Raw genomic sequence first — 15,833 nt, 5'->3', positions numbered from 1 at the left:
GGTCAAGAGGCGTTTCCAACGTTGTGAATCGCAGCCGTTGGGAGCGGCACGATGTGCACGGGCGTGTCCAGGACGGGCGCCGGCACCTCCCGCGTGCACCCGGTCACCGTGACGGCGACCGGCGCGGTCGTCGCCGCCAGCGACAGTCCGGCGGCGAGTCGGATCACGCCGGGCTCGACGATGCGGCGACGGTCGCGGCCGGTGAAGGAGAAGCGGTCTGCCGCCAGGGTGAAGGTCACCTCGGCCGCGGCGCCGGCGGACAGCTCGACGCGGGCGTAGCCCACCAGCTGCGCGACGGGGCGGGTGACCTGGGCGACCGGGTCGGATGCGTACAGCTGCACGACGACCGATCCGTCACGCGCGCCGACGTTGCGGACCTCGGTGCACGCGCGCACCGATCCGGCGACGTCGATCTGCTCGGCGTCGAGGGCGAGGGCCCCCAGCTCGAACTCCGTGTAGGACAGACCGTGCCCGAAGGAGAACGCCGGGGCGATCGACAGGTTGCTGATGCGATCGCCGTCCTGCCCGAGCGGCGGGGCGAGGTAGGTGTGCGGGATCGCTCCACCGGTGCGAGGGATCTGCACGGGGAGGTGACCGGACGGATTCACCGCGCCGGTGAGCACGCGTGCGAGCGCGCCGCCTCCCTCCACGCCGGGGAGGAAGGCCTGCACGATCGCGGCGGCACGCCCGACGTAGCGGCCCAGCGCATACGGCCGTCCCGACACCACCACGAGCACGACCGGCGTACCGGTGTCCAGCACGGCATCCACGAGCCGCCCCTGGTGACCGGGCAGCTCGAGATCCGGCGCATCCGATCCCTCGCCCGACGTTCCCTTGCCGAACATGCCGGCCCGGTCGCCGACGACGACCACCGCGACGTCGCTGTCGCGCGCCGCCGCGACCGCGCGTTCGAGGACGCCGGGGGCAGGCGGGTCCACGAGCGGGACGCCCTCCTCGACGATGACGTCCGTGCCCGCGAGCGCGTCGGCGAGCGCCGCGGCCACCGGCGCGGCGTCGATGCCGAGGCCCAGGTCCGGATGGCGCGGGAGCACGTGGATCGGGTAGGAGTACGCGCCCATCAGCACGCGGGGATCGCTCGCGCCGGGGCCGACCACCGCGACGCGGCCGAGGCCGTCGGGCAGGGGCAGCGCGCCGGCGGAGTTGTCCAGGAGGATGATCGACTCCTCCGCCAGCCGGCGCGCGAGCTCGCGGTTGCGCGGGCTGTCCAGGTCGTGATCGGCCGGGTCCGGCGGCATCCACCCCTCGTCGAGGAGGCCGAGTTCGAGCTTCTGGCGGAGCACGCGCCGCACGGCCGTGTCGATCTCGGCGCGCGTGCGCTCGGGATCGGGATCGTCCTCGGCGAGGAGACGGAACGCGGACGTGTCGGGCAGTTCGACGTCCATGCCCGCGTGCAGCGCCTGCCGGCCCGCATCCGCCATCGTCTCGGCGACGCCGTGCTTGGACTTCAGGAACGCGATCGCCCAGTAGTCCGACACGACGGTCCCCTCGAACCCCCATTCGCCGCGCAGCACGTCGGTGAGCAGCCAGCGGTCGGCCGCGGCCGGCACGCGATCGGTCTCGGTGTAGGAGTTCATGACGCTTCCGGCCCCGCCCGCGCGCACCGCCATCTCGAACGGCGGCAGCACGAGGTCGCGGAGCTCCCGCTCCCCCATCGAGACGGGCGCATGGTTGCGGCCGCCGCGGGATGACGCGTGCCCGGCGAAGTGCTTGAGCGTCGCGATGACACCGGCCTCCTGCATCCCGCTGACATATTCGGTCGCGAGCGTGGCGACCACGTACGGGTCCTCGCCGAGGGTCTCCTCCACGCGCCCCCACCGGTAGTCGGTGACCACATCGAGCACGGGCGACAGACCCTGCTGCACACCGACCGTTGCCATGTCCTCGCCGATCGCACGCGCCATGCCCCGCACGAGGCCCCGGTCGAACGTCGCCGCCCACGCCATCGGAATCGGGTACACCGTCGCCCCGAGCGTCGTGAAGCCCGTCAGGCACTCCTCGTGGACGATCGCGGGGATGCCCAGGCGCGTCTGCTCCCGGAGGAAGGTCTGCGCCGCCCGCACCTTCTGCATGCCGGCGCGGGCGGCGACCGGCGTCGTGCCGAACACGCGCGTGAGGTGCCCGATGCCGGCGGCTGCCGCCGTCTCGAACGGCAGCCGGCCGCGGCCGAGCACGTCCTGCATCGGCGCGATGATCTCGGAGGCGTCGCGGGTGTCCTCCCAGTGGCTGCCGAGCTGTGCCAGCTTCTCCGCCGGCGTCATGGACGCCAGCAGGTCCTCGACCCGCTGCGCGGGATCGGCGGATGCATCCCGCCACGACTGCGCGTGCGGGGTGCGACGGGCTTCGGGTGCGGCGCTGGTCACGGGCGCCGCTCAGCCGAGGGTCACCGCGGTCCACGACACCGCGGGGAGGGTCAGCGAGACGGTGTGCTCGTCGCCGCGGGCGGCGGCGGCCTCACGCAGGCCCACGCGCTCGGGGTCGGCGAGCGTGTTGGCGGCGTGCATGTCGTCGTCGTGCAGGCTCACCGCCGAGCGCACCTGCACCGCCCCGAGCATCGTGACGTCGATGTCGAGGGTGACCTCCTCGGTCAGACTGCGGTTGACCACGAACAGCGTCGTCTCCCCCGTCCCGGGATCGTGCGTCGCGACGGCGTCGATCATCGGCACGGTCCCGTACAGCTCGGTGTCGTACTCGGGGGACTCCAGGCGCACCTCGAGGGCGTTGCCCCGCGCCAGGCGCGACGTGACGGCGAAGGGGAAGAACGTCGTCTGGCGCCACGCAGGGCCGCCGGGCTCCGTCATGATCGGCGCGATGACGTTGACCAGCTGGGCGAGGCTCGCCGACTTCACGCGGTCGGCGTGACGCAGCAACGAGATGAGCAGGTTGCCCACCACGACGGCGTCGGCGACGGAGTACGTGTCCTCCAGCAGGCGCGGGGCGACGGGCCACTGCTCGACGTCGGTGATCTTGTCGACGTCGTTGTAGCGGGACTGGTACCACACGTTCCACTCGTCGAAGGAGATGTCGATCGTCTTGTCGCTGCGGCGGATCGCCTTGACGTGGTCGGCCGTGGCCACGACGGTGTCGATGAAGCGGTCCATGTCGGTGGCCGAGGCGAGGAAGCTGGCGTAGTCGCCGCCCTTGGGCTCGTAGTAGGCGTGGCACGAGATGAAGTCGACGTCGTCGTACGTGCGCTCCAGCACGACCCGCTCCCACTCGCCGAAGGTGGGCATCTGCGCTCCCGAGCTCCCGCACACCACCAGCTGGAGGTCGGGGTCGACCTGCCGCATGGCGCTGGCGGTCTTGGCGGCGAGGCTCGCGTACTCCTCCGCCGTGCTGTGACCGAGCTGCCACGGGCCGTCCATCTCGTTGCCCAGGCACCACATGCGGATGTCGTGGGGCTCGGGGTGGCCGTTGGCGACACGGCGATCCGACCAGAAGGTGCCCGAACGCAGGTTGGCGTACTCGAGCACGTCGAGCGCCTCCAGCACCCCGCGTGTGCCCAGGTTCACGGCGTACATCACCTCGCTGCCGGCCTTCGCCGACCACGTCGCGAACTCGTCGAGGCCGATCTCGTTGGTCTCGGTGGAGTGCCACGCGAGATCGAGCCGCCGCGGCCGGTCGGCACGCGGCCCGACGCCGTCCTCCCAGCGGTACCCCGACACGAAGTTCCCACCCGGATACCGCACCGTGGAGACGCCGAGCTCGCGCACGAGATCGATCACGTCCTGGCGGAAGCCGTCCGCATCCGCCGACGGGTGCGACGGCTCGTAGATCCCGTCGTAGACGCAGCGACCGAGATGCTCGACGAACGAGCCGAACAGGCGGCGATCGACGGCTCCGACCACGAAGTGCGGGTCGATGGTGACACGTGCAGAAGTCATGCTCCTCTTTCCGGATGGTGCGGGACGGCCGTGCTCGGCCACGTCATTTCAAGCTGCCGATCGACAATCCGCCCTGCCAGTACCGCTGGAGGGTGAGGAATGCGATCACGAGGGGGATCACCGAGACGAGCGAACCCAGGATGATGATGCTCCACAGCGACGTGCCCCCGGAGTTGTTGGCCGAGGCGATTCCCTGCCACAGGCCGATCCCCACGGTGACGGGGAACAGGCGGTTGTCCGACAGCATCGCCAGGGGCAGGAAGTAGTTGTTCCAGGACGCCACGATCGACAGCAGCAGCACGGTGACGATGGCCGGGCGCAGCATCGGCAGGGCGACCTGCACGAAGATGCGGAACTCCCGCGCCCCATCCACGCGGGCGGCGTCCAGCAGCTCGTCGGGGACGGCGTCGCGCGCGTACACGTGCATGAGGTACACCCCGAACGGGTTGAGCAGCGTCGGCAGGATGACGGCCCAGATGGTGTTGGTGATCCCCAGCTCGGCGAACATGATGAACGTCGGGATCACCAGGGCGGTGGTGGGCACCATGACCGAGCCGAGCAGGATGGCGAAGCCGAGCTGGCGTCCCGCGAACCGGTACTTGGCGAAACCGTAGCCTGCCGCCACCGCCAGGATGGTGGCGCCGAGGCCGCCGGCGAAGGCGTACAGGGCCGAGTTGCCCAGCCACCGCAGATAGATGCCGTCCTGGAAGGTGAACAGCTGTGCGAAGTTGCCGGCGTAGTCCACGACGTCGGCGAACCACAGGGAACTGCCGCCGCCGAACAGGCCGGCCGCCGTCTTGGAGCTGTTGACGATGACCCACCAGAACGGGATGAGGAAGTACACCACGAGGAACCCCAGCAGGATCTGCATGGGCAGGTGGCGGCGGCGCGCAGCAGCACGGCGTGAGCGATCGAGGGCGGTGGTCATGACAGGAAGCTCCCCCGCTTGCGCGTGATGAACATGAAGATGTACACGCACACGAACACCACCGCGCCCAGGGCGAAGGAGATCGCGCTGCCGTAGTTGTAATTCGCGAGGGCGAAGGCCTGCTGATACGCGTACATGTTCGGGGTGAAGTCGGCGGGGATCGCGCCCGCGGCCAGGTAGCGCAGGATCTGCGGTTCGTTGAAGAACTGCAGCGTGCCGATGAGGGCGAACACGAGGATGAGCACGAGCGCCGGCGCGATGAGCGGGATCTTGATGCGCAGCACGATCTGCCACTGACTGGCCCCGTCGATGCGCGCCGCCTCGTACAGGGTCGGATCGATCCCCTGCAGCGCCGCGTACAGGATGATCATGTAGTAGCCGGCCCACTGCCACGTGACGATGTTGAGCAGCCCGAAGAAGATGAGCTCCCGGCTGAGGAAATCCGGGCCCGCCTGCCCGAACATGCCGAACAGCTCAGCCAGCGGCCCGAAGCTCTTGCTGTAGAGGAAGCCCCACATGAGCGCGCCGATGACGGCGGGGATCGCGTAGGGCAGGAAGATCATCAGGCGCGAGAACCGGGCGAACGAGCCCGTGACGACATCGAGGATGAGCGCCACGGCGAGGGAGACCGCCATCTGCAGCGGGATGAGCACGATCGAGAAGCGGATGACGAACCAGATGCCGTCGAGGAAATTGGGATCGGTGAACGCCTTGACGTAGTTGCCGAACCCGACGAATCGCGTGCCGCCGATGAGCTGGTTCTGGAACAGACTCAGGTACAGCGCGAACAGCAGGGGTGCGACGAGGAAAGCCAGGAACACGACGGCGAAGGGGCCGACGAAGCCCCATCCGACGACGCTCTGCCGCATCCGGCGTCGCGGCCGGCGCCGGGGCGCCGCGGCGACGGTGGTGGCGCTGGGCGCCAGATCAACGGTCATGGAAACCTCCGGTGAGAAGGGATGCACCGCGCACGCGGGCCGGCCCGGCGGCCGACCCGCGTGCGGCGGCATCACTCGACGGTGAAGCCCTGCTCCTCGGCGTAGCCGACGACATCGTCCTGCAGCCGGTCGGCGGCTTCCGAACCCGTGATCGAGCCCTCGTTGATGGAGGCGAGCTGCTCGGTGAAGGCGTCGAAGTAGTACTGGCCGAACGGCGTGTAGGTCATGCCGGCGTAGTCGTTGGCCGCCGGCACGTACACCTCCTTGTTCGCCTGCTGCCCGCCGAAGAACGGCACCTCGTAGTCGACGAACTCCTGCGAGTTCAGCGCCGTGAGGTTCAGCGGGAAGATCACCTGGTTCTGCCAGCCGTCCAGCAGCGAGGCGTCGTCGGCGTACACGCCGAAGGCGACCTTGGCCGCCAGCTCCGGGTCGGCCGCCTGGCTCGTCACCGAGAAGGCGGAGCCGCCCCAGTTCACCGACACCGGATCCGCGCCCTCCCACTGCGGCAGCGGCGCGACCTTCCATACGCCCGCGTCGTCGCCCTCCCCGACGCCGGCGCCGGTGAGGTACCCCGGGGCCCAGGCCGCCGAGATGTACGTGGCGTAGTCGCCGCCGATCACGCCCGAGATGTACTCCGGCGTGAACTGATCCTGCGTGCCGACGAGTCCCTTCTCGACCAGGCCGGCCCAGTAGTCGAGCACCTTCTTCGACGCGTCGTCGTTCAGGTCGATGCCGATCGTCTCCGGCGACGCCGAGTCGTAGGTGAAGGGCTGGGCGCCCGCCTGATACTGCAGCGCCATGAACACCGCGGGGACGTTGGCTCCCAGATCGCCGAACAGCGGACCGCCGGCGTCCTTCACCGTCTGCGCGGCCGCCTCGTACTCCTCCCACGTCGTGGGCGGCGTGATGCCGTACTGCTCGAAGATGTCGGCGCGGTAGATCATGCCCATCGGGCCGCCGTCCACCGGTGCGCCGTACACGCCGTCGCCGACGGAGACGTCCTTCCACGCGCCTTCGCTGTAGTCGTCCTTGACGTCTTCGTAGCCGTAGTCGCTGATGTCCACGATCGCTTCCTGGATCTGGAAGGTCGGGATGCGATCGGCCTCGATCATGATGACGTCGGGGGCGCCGGTGCCCGCCGTGATGGCCGTCTGGAACTTGTCGTACTCGTCGCCGCCCTGACCGACGTTCGTCCAGCACACCTGGACCTCGTCGTTCTGGTCGTTGAAGTTGTCGACGACGAGTTCCATGTTGGGGTACCACGCCCACATCGTGACGACGGGCAGGTCTTCCTTGGGGATCGTGTTGGTGCAGTTGGTGGCGTCGTTCCCACCGGTACTGGCGCCTCCGCCGGAGCAGGAGACGAGAGCGGCGGCGAGCGTGATCGTCGCCGCGGCAGCGAATGCGGGCTTTGTCTTCACCGGGTGTCCTTTCGGATGCTGAGACCTCGTTGTCATGCAGGACCACGCTCGGGAGCGGGGGGGCGGGCGAGCGCTTATACAACGTTGTAGAGCAACGTTGTAGAAAAGATAGGGGTCGCCCCGCGCGAGTGTCAAGGAATCCACGGCGCGACCGGACGGGCGCGCTCCCCTGGCAGGATTCAGGCGAGGCATCGAGCCCTAGAGTGGGTTCACGTGCCACCGGAAGGGGGATCCATGGGGCCGACGATGCATGACGTCGCGCGCGTGGCGGGCGTGTCCATCAAGACGGTGTCCAACGTCATCAACGACTACCCCCACGTCCGTCCGGGCACCCGCAGTCGCGTGGAGGCGGCGATCGCCGAACTCGCGTACCGCCCCAACGCATCCGCGCGCGGCCTTCGCTCGGGACGCACCGGCATCATCGGCCTGGCCGTGCCGGCGCTGCGCGAGAACTACTTCGCCGAGTTGGCCGACTTCATCATCCGCGCGGCCGAAGCGCGAGGGGTGGGCGTCGTGGTCGAGCAGACCAACGGCGACCGCGAAGCCGAGCTGCTGGCCGTCTCCGGCGGTCGCCGGCGCTTCACCGACGGCCTGCTGCTCAGCCCCGTGCAGCTCGGCCAGGCCGACGCCGCACTCCTGGACGTGCAGTACCCGCTCGTCCTCCTCGGCGACCGCATCTTCGGCGGGCCCACCGATCACGTCGCGATCCACAACACCTCCGCCGCCCGGGCCGGCGTCGAGCATCTCATCGCCATCGGGCGCCGTCGCATCGCGGTGCTGGGCGGCACCGACGGCGACCCGGCCGAGCCGAGCTCGGCGAGCCTGCGTCTGCGCGGGTATCAGGAGGCGCTGTCGGCGGCGGGCCTGGCCGCCGACCCCGCCCTGGTGCGCCCCTGCGCGCACTGGTCGCGCGCGGCGGGCGCCGCGGCGGTGCACGCGATGATCGCCGAGGGCGTGGCCTTCGACGCCGTCTTCGCCCTCAACGACACGCTCGGGCTCGGCGCCCTGCGCGCGCTCGCGGGCGAAGGCCTCTCGGTGCCCGGCGACGTCGCCGTCCTGGGGTTCGACAACATCGACGAGGCCCGATTCTCGGTGCCCTCGCTCTCGAGCGTGGACGCGGGGAAGGAGCGCATCGCCGAGGTCGCCGTCGACCTGCTCCTCGAGCGCATCGCCGAGAAGGGTCCGCGCCAGCCCCCGCGCACGATCCAGCCCGCCTTCACGGTCGTGGCGCGCGAGTCGACGGGTTTCCCCATCGCCGAGGTGTGACCTTACCGCCGTCGGGCGTCAGCGCCAGGGCGATGCGGCTTCTTCGGCCCGCCGCGCGGCGACGGCGTCGTACGCGGCGCGCACGTCCGGACGCGGGTCGGATGCCGCGGCCCGCTCGAGCGCGAGGGGCCAGGAGGGCCGCGTGCCGGTGAGGCTCCAGGCCGCCTGGCGGGCGGCGCCGAGGGCGACGTACTCCCCGGGCGCGGGAACGGCCACGGGCACATCGAACACCTGCGCCGCGATCGCGGCCACCGCGGGGCTGCGCGCGGCGCCGCCGACCAGCAGCACGCGCTCGGCCGTCACACCGAGCGAGCGGATGGCGTCCAGGCCAGTGGCAAGGCCGGCGAGCATGCCCTCGATGGCGGCTCGCGCGAGGTTCTCCCGCGTGGTGTTGCCCAGCGACAGCCCCGACAGCGACGCGCGCGCGTGCGGCAGGTTCGGGGTGCGCTCACCTTCGAACCACGGCACGAGCACCGCACCGCCGGCGCCGGGCTCGGCAGCCAGCGCGAGGGCGGCCAGCTCGTCGTGGGAGACGGCCAGCAGCCGGGCCGTCGCGTCCAGCACGCGCGCGGCGTTGAGCGTCGCCACCAGCGGCAGATATCCGCCGGCGGCGTCGGCGAAGCCGGCGACCGTGCCGGTGGGGTCGGCGACGGGGTGGTCGGTGACGGCGAAGACCGTGCCGGAGGTGCCGATGGAGACCCCGACGTCGCCGGGCGCGGCATCCATCCCCAGCGCAGCACCGGCGTTGTCGCCGGCGCCGGGGCCCACGAGCACCCCGCCGGGGGTCGTACCGGCGTTCTCCCCCGCCGCGAGCACGACCGGGAGGACGGCGTCATGGCCGAGCGCGGTGGTCAGCAGGTCGCGGTCGTACCCCTCCGCCCCCCAGTACGCCGTTCCCGACGCATCCGAACGGTCGGTCGTCAGCGCGTCGAGCTGCGGGTTCTCGGGGCCGTAGCCGCGCAGGCGCCACGTCAGCCAGTCGTGCGGCAGCGCCACCGCCGCCACCCGCGCGGCGTTGTCGGGCTCGGCATCCCGCAGCCACCGCAGCTTGCTCGCGGTGAAGGAGGCGACCGGCACGACGCCCGTGCGTGCGGCGTAGGCCTCCGCGCCCACCTCGGCCACCAGGTCGGCGGCAGCCTGCGCCGAACGCGTGTCGTTCCACAGCAGCGCCGGGCGGATGACCCGCCCGCCCTCGTCCAGGGCCACCATGCCGTGCTGCTGCCCGGCGATCGAGACGGCCGCGACGTCGTCGAAGCCCCCCGCCTCCGCGATCGCGGTCTGGAGGGCCTGCCACCAGTACTCGGGGTCGACCTCGGTGCCCTCCGGATGCGTCGCGCGGCCTTCCCGCACGATGAGACCGGAGTCGGCGTCGAGGATGACGACCTTGCAGGACTGCGTCGACGAATCGACCCCGGCTACCAGCGCCATCGGATGCTCGCTCTCTCTCCAACGTTCAGTGCCCGAGACACCTGGACGCGCGCGCGCCCGATAACGGTGTCTCGGACACTCAACGTATCCGGTATCGCGTCAGCCGCGAGCACCCATGAGGTGCTCGGTGGCCAGCTGCTGCAGCCGCACGAAGCCGAAGCCCTTGCCGCCGAAGTACACCGACGGGTCGAAGTCCTCGTACGCGGAGCGGTCGGCGAGGAAGTCGTCGTAAGACTCGCCCTCGTTCAGCGTCGGCACCGACAGCTCGTCCACGCGCGCGGCGGCCAGCGCCTCCTGCACCTCGGGATCGGCGCGGAAGGCCGCGGCGCGCTCCTTCAGCAGCAGGTACGTGCGCATGTTGGCCGCGGCCGACTCCCACACGCCCGTCTCATCCTCGGTGCGGGAGGGCTTGTAGTCGAAGTGGCGGGGACCGTCGTAGGCCGGGACGCCGCCGGGGCCGCCGTTTTCGAGCAGGTCCACCAGCGCGAAGGCGTTGTGCAGGTCGCCGTGGCCGAAGACGAGATCCTGGTCGTACTTGATGCCGCGCTGGCCGTTGAGGTCGATGTGGAACAGCTTGCCGTGGTACAGCGCCTGGGCGATGCCGGCGGCGAAGTTCAGACCCGCCATCTGCTCGTGCCCCACCTCGGGGTTCAGGCCCACCAGCTCGGGGCGCTCGAGGGAATCGATGAACGCGATGGCGTGACCGAGCGTGGGCAGCAGGATGTCGCCGCGGGGCTCGTTGGGCTTGGGTTCGATGGCGAAACGGATGTCGTAGCCCTTGTCGGTGACGTAGTCGCCGAGCAGGTTCACGGCCTCGCGGTAGCGCTCCAGGGCTGCCCGCACGTCCTTGGCGGAGTCGTACTCGGCGCCTTCGCGCCCGCCCCACATGACGAAGGTCTGCGCGCCGAGCTCGGCGCCCAGGTCGAGCTGGCGGAACACCTTGCGCAGGGCGTAGCGGCGGACCGCGCGGTCGTTCGAGGTGAACCCGCCGTCCTTGAACACGGGGGCGCTGAACAGGTTGGTCGTCACCATGGGCACGACGATGCCGGTGTCGGCCATCGCACCCTTCAGGCGGTCGATCTGCGTCTGACGCTCGGCGTCCGTGGACCCGAAGGCGAAGAGGTCGTCGTCGTGGAACGTGAGCCCGTAGGCGCCCAGCTCGGCGAGCTTCTCCACCGCGTGGACCACGTCCAGTGCAGGGCGGGTGGGACCGCCGAAGGGGTCGTTGCCGTTGTAGCCGATGGTCCAGAGGCCGAAGGAGAACTTGTCCGCAGGAGTGGGGGTAGGCATGAGTGCCACGCTTTCGTCGTCGAAAAATGTTGCCACACACAACCTATCGACCCGGCGGACGCGGGTCAACCGTCCCCGCTCTCCGATGGGCAGAGGTCGGCGGGTTCGTCCGCGGCGGCAACAAATGTCGGGGGTGAAGCCGTCGGCTCGATAGCCTGGGGCGATGACCACGCCGCGGACCGGGATCGAGGGGGTGCGCGCCGGAAACCTCGGACGCATCCTGCGGCGCGTGCACGTCGCCGGCGCGGCATCCCGTGCGACCCTCACCGCCGAGCTGGGGCTCAACCGGTCCACGATCGCCGACCTCGTCGGCGAACTCGTGGATCTGGGGTTCGTGCACGAGAGCGCGCCCGGCCCCGAGCGACGCGTCGGGCGCCCCTCCCCCGTGGTGACGACCTCTCCCGGGGTGGTCGCGATCGCCGTGAACCCCGAGGTCGACGCCCTCGAGATCGCCGTGGTGCGACTGGACCGCGGCATCCCGCACCGCGTGCGCCTGGAGATGGATCACCTGCTCGATCCGCACGAGACCGCACGCCTCGTACGCGAGCACGTCGACCGGTGGCGGGCGGCGGAGCTGGCCGATGCGACCGTGGCCGGGATCGGCGTGGCCGTGCCCGGTCTCGTCCGTGGCGCCGACGGCGTCGTGCGCACGGCGCCGCACCTGGGCTGGACCGACGTCCCGCTGTGCACCCTCATGGCCGAGGCCACCGGTCTGCCGGTCGTGGTCGCCAACGACGCGAGCCTGGGCATCCTCGCCGAGCACCGTTTCGGGGCCGCGCGGGGCATCGACGACGTCGTCTACCTCAACGGCGGTGCGAGCGGGATCGGCGGCGGCGTCATCGTGCAGGGGATGACCGTCGGCGGTGCCGGCGGCTACGCCGGCGAATTCGGGCAGAACCGCCCCGGGATCGTCTCCGACAGCGACCGGCGGGCACCGGGCGGGGTGCTCGAGGACGAAGTCAGCCGCGCACGCCTCCTGGAGGTGCTCGGGATGACCGCCGCCGACGAGCCCGCGCTCGCGGCCGCGCTGGCGGATTCGGGCTCCGCTGCGGTGACGGCCGAGACCGCACGTCAGCGCCGCATCCTGGCAACAGCCCTCGCCAACGCCGTCAACGTGCTCAACCCGTCCGTCATCGTCCTCGGCGGGTTCCTCGCCACGCTCGCGGAACTCGATCTGCCCGCCTTCACCGGCGCCGTCGCCGCCCAGGCCATGCCCGCCAGCGCGGAGGGACTTGACGTGCGGGTGGCCTCCCTGGCCGCCGAACGCCTCCTCATCGGCGCCGCCGAGGCCGTGTTCGAGCCGCTGCTGGAAGATCCGGCGGCCGGTGCGCGGGCATCGGCGGCTACACCCGCCGGCTGAACCGGGCAACCCGTCGCGTCGCCGGCGCGCGTCCAGGAGAGTGACGGGATGAGCGATCCGACCCTGCCTCCCGACGCCCCCGTCTCCCCCGGTCTCCCCGGCCCCCCGCCGGGCGCACCTCCGGCCGAACCTCTCGCCCCGCACCCCGACGAGCCGCTCGCGCCCTATCCCGACGAGCCGCTCGCGCCGTCGCCGTCGGAGCCGACCCCTCTGCCCGACGGACCGAACCACTTCTGAGCACACACGCCCGCGCCGCCTCGATCCATGACCGGGGCGGCGCGGTTCCGACTTCTGGGAGGGATGACAGCTACCGGCGCCGTGCGCGCGGCACCAACTCGCCTTCCACCACGTCGATGGGTGTCAAACCCGCGAACGCGTCATCGACGCGTGGAGTCCCCTGCGTGGCATCCTCATCGTCCGGCTTGGCCGGTTCCCGACGTGGGGTCACGGTGATCTCCTTCCGACGCCTCCAGCCTCGCAACCGCACGCCGCTCGCGCATCCCCTTGACAGCCTCCCCCGTCGGGCGTATCCCGCGCGCCATGGCGGACGGCTAGGGTGGTCGGCATGGGCACGATCTACTACGGCGGCTCCGGCGCTCCGGTCCACATCGAGGACCGTGCACTCGCGCACCTGAAGGTGGTGATCGCGACGAAGCTGCGACGCGGCGAGAGCTTCACGGTGTCATGGCGCCACCCCGACGACCAGCCGCGCGGGCGCAGCACCCTGTGGCTGCATCCCTCGATTCCGCTGCGCTTCGTCTTCGACGACCCGGAACCGGCGACACTGAGCCGGCAGTGGGTGGAAGAACTGGCGAACTCGGCCAACTCCTCCGGAGGCATCATGCTCGTCGCCGAGCACTTCGAAGTGCGGGCCGAGCGCACCGAGACGTCCTGACGCCCCGGCCGCTGCCAGGCGGTCAGCCCTCTTCGACGAAGGAGTCCTCGGCCGGCTCGGGAACGATCGAGAGACCGTTCGGGCCGCTCGCGACCAGCATGAGCTCCTCGACCCACGCGCGGTTGATGCGGGGGCTCCGGCTGCCGAAGAAGTGGAACTGGATCGGAACGGCGGGGTGCATCCAGAAGCTCCGCCGACCGCTGCCGTCGCCGACCTCGACGTCGAACATGAACGACTCAGAGCGGCGCAGTTTGTTCATCACGACGATGCGGAGGTGTGCGAGGGTGCGATCGTCGATGTCGACGGAGTTCGGCATCGTGTCGTAGATGAATCTGCCCATGCGCTGAGCCTAGCCGCCCGCGAGGAGCGGGACGTACGCACCCCCTCACCCTCGCTATGCGCGGCGAGGGCGGAATGCAAGCCCGCCTTCGCGGGTGCGCCGAGTCGTATCGTGGTGGGGTGGGAACGATCTTCTACGGCGACTCCGCCACCCCGATCGAGATCGAGGATCGCGCACTGGCTCACCTGAAGGTGGTCATCGCGACGAAGCTGCGACGCGGGGAGAGCTTCACGCTGTCCTGGACGCACGGCGACGGTCAGGAACCGGGGCGGAGCACCGTGTGGTTGCATCCGTCCATCCCGTTGCGCTTCGTCTTCGACGACCCGGAGCCGGCGATGCTCAGTCGCACGTGGATGGAGGAATTGGCCAACTCCGCCAATTCGTCGGGCGGCCTCATGCTCGTGGCAGAGCCCCCCGAGTCCCCCTCGGCGTAGACGTCAGAGCTGGTCGAGGATCTCCCGGACCCCCGCCTCCACGGCGGTGGGGACGACGAGAGGGCGACCGGCGGTGAACGCGTCCCACTCGCGCAGCAGGATCGTCTCGATGCGCGTGGCGGTGACGGCGGGGTAGTCGGTGCGCAGGCGCTGCACGACCGCGGTGAAGGAGGTCACGGCCACGCCTTCGATCTCCAGCACGGCCCCCTCGGGCGGGATCGCCGACTGACCAGCATCCACCGCCTTGTCGTCCATGCGCTCATCGTCGCACGCCGATTCGGCAAACGCGAATGCTCTGCGAACTGGTATCCAACCTGCCTAGCGATCGTTCCGCGCAGGTCAGATCGCCGTCGACACCGGCCGGGGCGGTTCCTCGTCCGCAGGGTGCGGATCGACCTGATCGACGGCATCCTGGAGCCGCGAGAGGCACGCCACGACGACCGCGCTCTCCTCGGGGGTCATGTCGATCACAGCCGACATCATGCGCTCGTGCATCTTGCCGAGCGTGGCCCGCACCTCGGCGTCGGATTCGGCCGTGGCCACCACGAGGATGCTGCGCCGATCGGAGGGGTGCGGCACCCGCGTGACGTGACCGGACTTCTCCAGACGGTCGATGATCGCGGTGGTGGACGCCGTGGACACCCCGAGATAGCGGGTCAGCTCGCTCGGGGAGACCGATCGACCCTCGCCGGAGGCCTTGAGGAGGTAGCGCAGGACGAGCAGCTCGTTCTCACCCATCGACATCGACTCGCGCGTGCGCCGACGCATCGCGATCTCCGCCGCGCGGTAGACGCGGAACGCCTGCAGCACCTCGATCGCCCGCGAACGGCGCTCCTCCTCGGACGCGCCGTACCAATAGCGCGACGACTCGGCCCGCGATTCACCCACGTCCGGCATCCTATGCCAGCACCTGTGCGTGGCGTCCACCCCTCGCGGGGAGTTCACGGACAGCCGCCGCCGGGGACGGGACAGCGGGTAACATGGAAAGGTTGTCAGGCTACTTGCTATGATCTGGAGTATCTCGCTTTTCGAGTCGAATCGCGGGGAAGGATGATGTGAGGCACACCGCGTCGGCGGAGAACGTCGTCAGGGCGCTGGACGATCTCGTGAGCGTTGAGAAGTCGGTCGATCGCGCGGTGCTCCACGCCCTCGGCATCGGCCCCAACGACGCCGCGGTGCTGCGGCACCTGCTCGACCTGGAATCCAGGGGAACCACCACCACGACGCCGAGCAGCCTGTCCGATCTGCTGGGGATCTCCTCGGCGGCGACGACGGCCCTCATCGATCGCCTCGCCGGTGCCGGGTGGGTGGAGCGTCAGCCGCATCCGCAGGACCGGCGCAGCGTCCTGATCCGCGCGACGGTGCCCCCGGGGTCGCCGGCGCGCCGCCTGCTGGCGGTACGGCGGGTGGCCATCTCGTCCGCAGCTGCGGGGCTGGGCGCTCAGGAGCGGCGGACCGTGGTCGAATTCCTCGACGAGCTGCATCGCGCCGAGCAGCACCACCTCGCGGAGGCCACCGCCGTCACCGGCCCCGCGGAGTCGCTCCCGCCCCGATAGCGCCGCCCCGCCGCCGGGTCAACCCGCTGCGACCTGCCGACGCGATCGGCGAGGGTCGATGCGGGAAGGACCGGC

Annotated in this window: 16 protein-coding genes; 6 read left to right on the top strand and 10 right to left on the bottom strand. The window is 70.6% G+C overall.

Annotated features, from left to right (window positions below; translation table 11 throughout):
• Window positions 1–2 precede the first annotated feature (2 nt).
• From F6J85_RS02040 to F6J85_RS02020, 5 genes are all read right to left on the bottom strand, one after another.
• Entirely contained in the window at window positions 3–2,381 is a 2,379-nt protein-coding gene (locus F6J85_RS02040; protein ID WP_238707030.1) for a glycoside hydrolase family 3 N-terminal domain-containing protein, read from the bottom strand.
• Window positions 2,382–2,390: 9 nt separating this feature from the next.
• Window positions 2,391–3,902: an arabinosylfuranosidase ArfA gene (gene arfA, locus F6J85_RS02035; protein ID WP_150923636.1), complete on the bottom strand. Its 1,512-nt coding sequence runs from the start codon at window positions 3,900–3,902 to the stop codon at window positions 2,391–2,393.
• A 43-nt stretch (window positions 3,903–3,945) separates the two neighbouring features.
• Entirely contained in the window at window positions 3,946–4,830 is an 885-nt protein-coding gene (locus F6J85_RS02030; RefSeq protein ID WP_150923635.1) for a carbohydrate ABC transporter permease, read from the bottom strand.
• Window positions 4,827–5,768 carry a carbohydrate ABC transporter permease gene (locus F6J85_RS02025; RefSeq protein ID WP_150923634.1) on the bottom strand — a complete coding sequence of 314 codons (942 nt, stop codon included), beginning with the start codon at window positions 5,766–5,768 and terminating at the stop codon, window positions 4,827–4,829. The genes F6J85_RS02030 and F6J85_RS02025 overlap by 4 nt, the downstream gene beginning before the upstream one ends.
• Window positions 5,769–5,839: 71 nt before the next feature.
• Complete coding sequence (locus tag F6J85_RS02020) at window positions 5,840–7,189, bottom strand: ABC transporter substrate-binding protein (RefSeq protein WP_202980865.1); 1,350 nt, start codon at window positions 7,187–7,189, stop codon at window positions 5,840–5,842.
• A 234-nt stretch (window positions 7,190–7,423) separates the two neighbouring features.
• Between F6J85_RS02020 and F6J85_RS02015 the strand changes: the two genes are divergently transcribed.
• The gene (locus F6J85_RS02015) at window positions 7,424–8,455 is read left to right on the top strand and encodes a LacI family DNA-binding transcriptional regulator (protein ID WP_150923632.1); all 1,032 of its coding nucleotides are present in this window, start codon (window positions 7,424–7,426) and stop codon (window positions 8,453–8,455) included.
• Between the two features lie 18 nt (window positions 8,456–8,473).
• Here F6J85_RS02015 and xylB read toward each other — a convergent pair whose 3' ends face one another.
• Together xylB and xylA are read right to left on the bottom strand one after the other, a co-directional pair.
• On the bottom strand, window positions 8,474–9,883 hold the full coding sequence (gene xylB, locus F6J85_RS02010) for a xylulokinase (protein WP_150923631.1): 1,410 nt from the start codon (window positions 9,881–9,883) through the stop codon (window positions 8,474–8,476).
• A 99-nt stretch (window positions 9,884–9,982) separates the two neighbouring features.
• Entirely contained in the window at window positions 9,983–11,173 is a 1,191-nt protein-coding gene (xylA, locus tag F6J85_RS02005; RefSeq protein ID WP_150921423.1) for a xylose isomerase, read from the bottom strand.
• A 163-nt stretch (window positions 11,174–11,336) separates the two neighbouring features.
• On the opposite strand from xylA, the gene F6J85_RS02000 reads away from it, so the two are divergent.
• From F6J85_RS02000 to F6J85_RS01990, 3 genes are all read left to right on the top strand, one after another.
• Window positions 11,337–12,533, top strand: coding sequence for an ROK family protein (locus F6J85_RS02000; protein ID WP_150923630.1), 1,197 nt, complete (start codon window positions 11,337–11,339; stop codon window positions 12,531–12,533).
• Window positions 12,534–12,581: 48 nt separating this feature from the next.
• Window positions 12,582–12,770: a hypothetical protein gene (locus F6J85_RS01995; protein WP_150923629.1), complete on the top strand. Its 189-nt coding sequence runs from the start codon at window positions 12,582–12,584 to the stop codon at window positions 12,768–12,770.
• Between the two features lie 328 nt (window positions 12,771–13,098).
• A complete protein-coding gene (locus F6J85_RS01990) occupies window positions 13,099–13,428 on the top strand; it encodes a DUF7882 family protein (protein WP_150923628.1) in 330 nt (109 codons plus the stop codon).
• Window positions 13,429–13,450: 22 nt separating this feature from the next.
• On the opposite strand, the gene F6J85_RS01985 is transcribed toward F6J85_RS01990, so the two are convergent.
• Window positions 13,451–13,768, bottom strand: a complete 318-nt coding sequence (locus F6J85_RS01985; protein ID WP_135063144.1) for a DUF7882 family protein — start codon at window positions 13,766–13,768, stop codon at window positions 13,451–13,453.
• 119 nt (window positions 13,769–13,887) lie between these two features.
• Here F6J85_RS01985 and F6J85_RS01980 point away from each other — a divergent pair, with 119 nt between their 5' ends.
• The gene (locus F6J85_RS01980) at window positions 13,888–14,202 is read left to right on the top strand and encodes a DUF7882 family protein (RefSeq protein ID WP_150921428.1); all 315 of its coding nucleotides are present in this window, start codon (window positions 13,888–13,890) and stop codon (window positions 14,200–14,202) included.
• 3 nt (window positions 14,203–14,205) lie between these two features.
• Here the strand turns inward: F6J85_RS01980 and F6J85_RS01975 are convergent, their stop codons facing one another.
• On the bottom strand, window positions 14,206–14,457 hold the full coding sequence (locus F6J85_RS01975; protein ID WP_150921429.1) for a hypothetical protein: 252 nt from the start codon (window positions 14,455–14,457) through the stop codon (window positions 14,206–14,208).
• 84 nt (window positions 14,458–14,541) lie between these two features.
• Window positions 14,542–15,090 carry a MarR family winged helix-turn-helix transcriptional regulator gene (locus F6J85_RS01970; protein WP_238707029.1) on the bottom strand — a complete coding sequence of 183 codons (549 nt, stop codon included), beginning with the start codon at window positions 15,088–15,090 and terminating at the stop codon, window positions 14,542–14,544.
• Window positions 15,091–15,257: 167 nt separating this feature from the next.
• Here F6J85_RS01970 and F6J85_RS01965 point away from each other — a divergent pair, with 167 nt between their 5' ends.
• Complete coding sequence (locus F6J85_RS01965; RefSeq protein WP_191906712.1) at window positions 15,258–15,758, top strand: MarR family winged helix-turn-helix transcriptional regulator; 501 nt, start codon at window positions 15,258–15,260, stop codon at window positions 15,756–15,758.
• Window positions 15,759–15,833 lie beyond the last annotated feature (75 nt).

The organism is Microbacterium lushaniae (genome assembly GCF_008727775.1).
In the GTDB taxonomy this organism is placed as follows: Bacteria; Actinomycetota; Actinomycetes; order Actinomycetales; family Microbacteriaceae; genus Microbacterium; species Microbacterium lushaniae.
This window is presented reverse-complemented; position numbering and strand designations above follow the sequence as displayed.

What these genes read in the sequence shown, in the direction of transcription:
- arfA (WP_150923636.1), bottom strand. Translation starts at nt 3,902, where the DNA reads ATGACTTCTGCACGTGTCACCATCGACCCGCACTTCGTGGTCGGAGCC.
- F6J85_RS02030 (WP_150923635.1), bottom strand. Translation starts at nt 4,830, where the DNA reads ATGACCACCGCCCTCGATCGCTCACGCCGTGCTGCTGCGCGCCGCCGC.
- F6J85_RS02025 (WP_150923634.1), bottom strand. Translation starts at nt 5,768, where the DNA reads ATGACCGTTGATCTGGCGCCCAGCGCCACCACCGTCGCCGCGGCGCCC.
- F6J85_RS02015 (WP_150923632.1), top strand. Translation starts at nt 7,424, where the DNA reads ATGGGGCCGACGATGCATGACGTCGCGCGCGTGGCGGGCGTGTCCATC.
- xylB (WP_150923631.1), bottom strand. Translation starts at nt 9,883, where the DNA reads ATGGCGCTGGTAGCCGGGGTCGATTCGTCGACGCAGTCCTGCAAGGTC.
- xylA (WP_150921423.1), bottom strand. Translation starts at nt 11,173, where the DNA reads ATGCCTACCCCCACTCCTGCGGACAAGTTCTCCTTCGGCCTCTGGACC.
- F6J85_RS02000 (WP_150923630.1), top strand. Translation starts at nt 11,337, where the DNA reads ATGACCACGCCGCGGACCGGGATCGAGGGGGTGCGCGCCGGAAACCTC.
- F6J85_RS01995 (WP_150923629.1), top strand. Translation starts at nt 12,582, where the DNA reads ATGAGCGATCCGACCCTGCCTCCCGACGCCCCCGTCTCCCCCGGTCTC.
- F6J85_RS01990 (WP_150923628.1), top strand. Translation starts at nt 13,099, where the DNA reads ATGGGCACGATCTACTACGGCGGCTCCGGCGCTCCGGTCCACATCGAG.
- F6J85_RS01985 (WP_135063144.1), bottom strand. Translation starts at nt 13,768, where the DNA reads ATGGGCAGATTCATCTACGACACGATGCCGAACTCCGTCGACATCGAC.
- F6J85_RS01975 (WP_150921429.1), bottom strand. Translation starts at nt 14,457, where the DNA reads ATGGACGACAAGGCGGTGGATGCTGGTCAGTCGGCGATCCCGCCCGAG.